The organism is Vibrio fujianensis, assembly GCF_002749895.1.
Lineage (GTDB): Bacteria > Pseudomonadota > Gammaproteobacteria > Enterobacterales > Vibrionaceae > Vibrio > Vibrio fujianensis.
The window spans coordinates 312,315-318,178 of sequence record NZ_NBUS01000040.1 but is presented as its reverse complement, the minus strand read 5'-3'; the positions used below and the strand labels follow the sequence as shown (position 1 = coordinate 318,178).

Sequence of the window (5,864 nt, the reverse complement as noted above, 5' to 3'; positions counted from 1 at the left end):
AATTTAAATTACAATAACTCAACCGATTGTTTGGCGATCACGAATTCTTCGTTGGTTGGGATCACCAATGCCAATTTTGAATCTGAGCAAGTGATGCTACCCGACTGACCAAAACGCGCCTCTGCATTACCTTTCGGATCTTCTTTATAGCCAAAAACAGAGAGGTAACTTAAAATCTCACTGCGAATCGGTAGTGAATTTTCACCAATACCTCCAGTAAAGACAATCGCATCAACGGCTTCACCAATTGCGACCATATAAGAGCCAATGTATTTGGCAACGCGATACGTAAAAATATCAAAGGCAAGTTTGGCTCGAGGGTTGCCATTGTCCATCGCTTCTAATACACCGCGAGCATCACTGGTGACTCCAGATACCCCTAAGAACCCTGATTTTTTATTCAGCATTTCAAAGAGTTCTTCTTGTTTCCAACCTTTACGGAATAAAAACTCAATCACACTCGGATCGAGATCGCCACAACGCGTCCCCATCATCAAACCGGCAAGCGGTGTTAAGCCCATGCTGGTATCCACACATTCGCCATGTTTTACTGCAGTGACAGAGGCTCCATTACCTAAATGTACGGTAATAAAGTTACTTTGTTCAATGGGCTTATTGATCATTTTTGCGGCTTCACGACTCACATAATAGTGACTAGTCCCGTGAGCACCATAACGACGCACTTTATGTTTTTCATACAACTCGTAAGGCAGTGCAAACGTAAACGCTTTCGCCGGCATCGTTTGGTGGAACGCAGTGTCAAAAACCGCAAATTGAGGTAACTCAGGGAAGGCTTCCATCGCAGCTCGCATTCCAACGGCGTTCGCTTTGTTATGCAATGGAGCAAGTTCGGCTAAACGTTCCACTTCGTTTATGACCTCATCAGTGACTCTTACGGTTCCTTTAAACGTTTCTCCTCCAGCGACAATACGATGCCCAACGGCAACAAATTGAGCACTTAGCCCCAAGGTTTCTAAGAGCTTCACAACTCGGTTTACGGCATATTGATGATGATCCTCTGCCGTGTTAATCACTTCCTCTGTTTTTTCTCCTTGATATTTCCAGCTGATTGAGGCTTCGGGCAGGCCAAAACACTCACCAAGACCAGTAACCAATGCTTCGCCAGTGACTGAGTCAATCACGGCAAATTTAAGCGAAGAGCTTCCTGAGTTGATAACCAACACATACGAGTTCGACATGGGGCAGTATCCTGTTTCCGACTAAGAGTTCGAAGCTTGTGCTTCTCCATTTCATGTTGACCATTATTCAATAATTTTTGAATCTTTCAACTTTTGTTTTGTTCTTTGTGACTGGAAAGGTTTATTTGTTGATCTTTAGCAAGGAATGATTTCTTTTAAGTAGAGAAATATATGACCATATTCCTTACAAGGATTAAATGATGGCTTAAGATAACATAACAAAAAATGGCCGCCATGCCCAATAGCCGCATTGCTCAATAATGACGCTCACAGCACTCGCCATAACCCGTCGAGATGAACTCACTAGAGACGGAATCAATGGCTAACAAAACACACCTAAGCGGTGTGATATAAGCACATCCGTTTTCCTTCTAGCTCAAGGACTCGAAAGGGAGTTTCATAAATTTCACCGAGTACGCCTTCTTGGATCACCTCATTGACTGAGCCTTGCGCAACCACTTGCCCTTTTTTTAAAGCAATGATGGCGTCTGAATAACAAGATGCAAAATTAATATCATGAATCACGACCACAACCGCCTTATTTAACTCGTGAGCGAGTCGCTGGATAGTCGTCATAATCTGTAATGAATGCTTGATGTCTAAATTATTGAGCGGCTCATCTAAGAAAATGTAGTCGGTATCTTGTGCCATCACCATAGCAATAAAAGCAAGTTGGCGCTGTCCCCCACTTAACTCATCTAAATAATGATGTTCTAAACTTTTTATATCCAGATAATGAATCGCTTGATCAATCATCGCCTGATCTTCAGCGGTTAGCTTACCTTGTGAGTGCGGGAAACGGCCAAACGCCACTAACTCTCGTACCGTAAAGCGCATCGTTAAATTATTGGCTTGACGCAGTACCGATAGACGCTTGGCCAGTGCTTTGGTATCCCAATCAACCAGCTCGCGACTATCAATCCAAACCTTGCCTTGATCTCGTGAAATTAATCGGCTCGCCATCGACAATAAGGTACTTTTACCTGCACCATTGGGCCCAATAATCGAGGTCACCTTACCTTTAGCAAATTCGGCACTGGCTTCGTACACGACCGCTTGTGAGCCAAAATATTTAGTCAATTTATCTAATTGAATCATAACGGGCCTATACCACTTTATTGCGCAAAAGAAGAGAGAGGAAATAAATACCACCAATAAAATTGATGATAACGCTCAAGGTTGTACCAAATGAAAATAGGTTTTCCACCACCCATTGACCCGCTAATAAAGCGGCAACGGACATCGCAGAACAAGCCAATAATAGCGTTCGATGCTGGTAGGTGTGCAACCATTCTCGAGTTAAGTTAGTGACCAATAACCCAAAAAACATCACAGGCCCAACAAGCGCAGTTGAAATAGAGACTAACACCGCACTCAATAGCATTACTGAACGTGTTGTCCGTTTTACATCAACCCCAAGGCTAATGGCATTGTCTGCATCTAACCAAAATACATCTAAAATCCGGTGTAAACGGAACAAGGCATAGCTAACCACCAATAGTAGCGGTGAAACCGCATAGACTAAATGCACATTAACATTATTAAAGCTAGCGAACATTTTGGCTTGCACAGCAGCAAAATCATTCGGGTCCATCAACATAATAAAAAAGGAAGAGAAATTAGAGAAAAGTTGACCGAGAATGACACCCAGTAGTAATAACACAATGATGTTGCTACGTTGACGACGAAAGTAAAAGGTGAACAGTAGACTAGAGAATAGCAGCATCACTATAACGGATACTGAGAAGTTCCAATAAGTGTTCAACATGATATGGCTTAAACTACCCAATAACGCAACCACTAACACTTGCACAAGTAAATAAAGCGAATCAAACCCCATAATACTTGGGGTAAGTATGCGATTGTGAGTAATGGTTTGAAACGCCAACGAAGATTGCGCAATAGCGATACCTGCCACAATCATGGCCAATACTTTAGGGATACGGCGAGATAAAAAGTATTGATAATTATCAGCCGTTAGTCCAAGACCAATAAAAAGCCCAGCAAACACAAGCGCTACGCATAGCATGGCCAGCGTTTTACGATTATCTTGCATGTTTAGGCCCTCTTAAAATCAGCAAGATAAACGCAATGCCGCCAAGAATACTGATGATCATGGAAATAGGAATTTCATAAGGAAAGATAATCACTCGGCTGATGATGTCACATAACAGCACGAGTGAAGCACCAAAGAGTGCCGTTCGTGGAATGTTCTTGCGCAAGTTATCGCCATAAAAATAACTGACCAAATTGGGCACAATTAGGCCGAGAAAGGGTAATTGTCCGACAATCATGACCACAGAAGCCGCCATAATTGATACTAAACAGACGCCTAATGTCAAAACTTGTTGGTAATTTAAGCCCAAATTGACCGCAAAATCTTTCCCCATGCCGACAGCAGAAATGCGTGCCGCATAAAGGTAGCTCAGTAAAGCAACCGGAATGGCAATGTACAGCAACTCAAAATCACCACTTAATAAATTTGCGAAATTCGCAACGGCCCAACCAGAGAGGTTTTGCAAAGCATCATAACGATAAGCAATAAAGGTAGCGGCTGACTGCACAACATTGCCAAAGATAATTCCCACGAGGGGAACAAAGACAACATTCTTAAACTGAATACGTTGAATAAACTGAACAAAAATCAAAGTGCCTATCATCGCAGTGGCAAAAATAAGCAGTAAACTTTCACCATGACCAAAAAGGACAAGGCTAAGCACATACCCCAACATCGCGCATTCAATCGTGCCAGAAGTAGACGGAGCCGCAAATCGGTTTTGACTAATTTGCTGCATGATAAGCCCGGCGATACTTAACCCACCGCCCGCAAGTAGCACAGCAAGCACGCGAGGTAACCGGCTGGTCCATAATAGCTGCCAAGCTATGCTATCCCCCTGAATTAAAGCCATCAGAGAAAGCTGTCCGACCCCAACAAATAATGAAATCAGACTTAAAATAAACAAAACGAGTAATAACTTTTTCAAAGTTAACCCCAAACAACACAAATCGATACAGTGATCGCGACACTAACGATAAAAGTCAGACCACGAAAATAGAGACCAAATCTAAGCAAACGTTGACTTTATAGGTTCAACCAATCAGGCCTAATTCTACGATGACAATCAAAAGTACAAACATTGAACAATAGCGGCCGAGATGACTTAGCATCAACCAAGTCATCCACCAACTTACAAGGCAACACAGGCGTTATTCTTGATGCAGTTTCACTTGCATATCATTCAACATTTGCTCCGTCGCTGTAACACCAGCAATCGCTAGGTACCAAGCATTGAGATCGAGAAACACCATCCGGTTATGTTGATAAGCCTCTGTGGCTTTGATCAAATCATTTTCAAACTCTTCACGAGTGTGACTTTGCCCTTTATTCACCAACCTGTCTCGATCGATAATAAACAGCGTTTGCGGGTTATTTTGTCGAATATATTCGTATGAAATTAAATTACCGTGATTAGCCGTTTGCTTCACCGTGGCCGCTTCAGCGAAGCCAAAATCTTTATAGACCGCTGCAAAACGCGAGTTTGCCCCAAAAGTGGTTATATTTCCTCCCGAACTCATCACCGTCATCGCTTGTGCTTGATGCTTTTGGTTATAGTCATGAACTTGAGTAAAGCGTTTGTCTAACTCGACAATTTTTGCTTCGACTTTATCTTCAATGGCAAACAGTTTGCCGAGGTTACGCCATTGAGCTTGCGTACTCTCCCAATACGGTTTTTTGTCATCAATCGCAAACACGACCGTTGGGGCAATTTTACTTAACTCATCATAGGCAGTACGTGCCGCTCGTGGCCCGGTAATAATAACATCAGGCTTTTGCATATAAATACGCTCAAAATCGGGTTCAAATAATGAACCCGCTGGAGCATATTGCGCCTCTTTATACTGAGCTAAATAGTCGGGTAACTCTGCCACTTTGGAAACCGCCACTGGATTAATACCAAAGTAGTGAACGGCATCTAACGGGCCAATACCTATCACCACCACGCGCTGAGGATTTTGCTCTAACGTTGTTTGTCCCATTTGATGCTCGATTGTGACATTGGCAGCCTGTACAGAAAGTGAGGCAAATAATCCCAATGCGGCCAAACTCATTACTGATTTCATACGATTCCTTATTGCTAGCTAAATATTGCGATGTATTTTGATAAGCATTCTCATTATTGGGTGAGAACTATAACCAGTAATGTTTTACGCCGCAATAGTATTGCAATGATTTGATAAACTTATCCCTCAGCGAGTTGTATACCCAACCAACTTGACGTTGCAGGTAAGCGGCCAGTGAGTGACTAATTTGTCTGGAAGAATTTGAACAGCCGTAGGCTGGCCTTTGGTGAGAGCCACGGATGGCTCTCACCATCCCCATAAACATAGGCAAACGATGTGATTGGGGTGAACGAATGCAGCCAACACAGCTGCAGCTTCAAGCAGGAGGAGCGTGGACAAAAATTAACCACAAATTGAGCAAACAAGGTCCGAGCACACAAAACATAAAAGAAATTTTCGTCCATGGCTGTGCTTTCCAGTGACTGAGAACTGGCGCAGCAATAAATAAACAAATCAGGACGAAAACCATGTGGAACCCTGCTTGTAAAGACAGTCCCACCAGTAATAAAGCGAGCAGTAATAATCGAGCAATAGGGATGGCAA

General features: G+C 42.8%; 6 protein-coding genes. All 6 read right to left on the bottom strand.

All coding sequences use genetic code 11. The annotated features are described in order from the left end of the window. Nucleotides 1-8: 8 nt before the first annotated feature. The gene (locus tag B7C60_RS07315) at nt 9-1,199 is read right to left on the bottom strand and encodes an acetate/propionate family kinase (protein WP_099611077.1); all 1,191 of its coding nucleotides are present in this window, start codon (nt 1,197-1,199) and stop codon (nt 9-11) included. Between the two features lie 336 nt (nt 1,200-1,535). Further along, nucleotides 1,536-2,297, bottom strand: coding sequence for an iron chelate ABC transporter ATP-binding protein VctC (gene vctC / locus B7C60_RS07310; protein ID WP_099611076.1), 762 nt, complete (start codon nt 2,295-2,297; stop codon nt 1,536-1,538). A gap of 7 nt (nt 2,298-2,304) precedes the next feature. Further along, nucleotides 2,305-3,255 carry an iron chelate uptake ABC transporter permease subunit VctG gene (vctG, locus tag B7C60_RS07305; RefSeq protein ID WP_099611075.1) on the bottom strand — a complete coding sequence of 317 codons (951 nt, stop codon included), beginning with the start codon at nt 3,253-3,255 and terminating at the stop codon, nt 2,305-2,307. Next, a complete protein-coding gene (vctD, locus tag B7C60_RS07300) occupies nt 3,245-4,183 on the bottom strand; it encodes an iron chelate uptake ABC transporter permease subunit VctD (RefSeq protein WP_099611097.1) in 939 nt (312 codons plus the stop codon). Before vctD ends, vctG begins: the two co-directional genes overlap by 11 nt. A gap of 223 nt (nt 4,184-4,406) precedes the next feature. Beyond that, nucleotides 4,407-5,321: a siderophore ABC transporter substrate-binding protein gene (locus B7C60_RS07295; RefSeq protein WP_099611074.1), complete on the bottom strand. Its 915-nt coding sequence runs from the start codon at nt 5,319-5,321 to the stop codon at nt 4,407-4,409. Nucleotides 5,322-5,637: 316 nt separating this feature from the next. Continuing rightward, nucleotides 5,638-5,864 (bottom strand): hypothetical protein (locus tag B7C60_RS17195; RefSeq protein WP_216639312.1); only part of this gene is annotated, 227 nt, incomplete at its 5' end.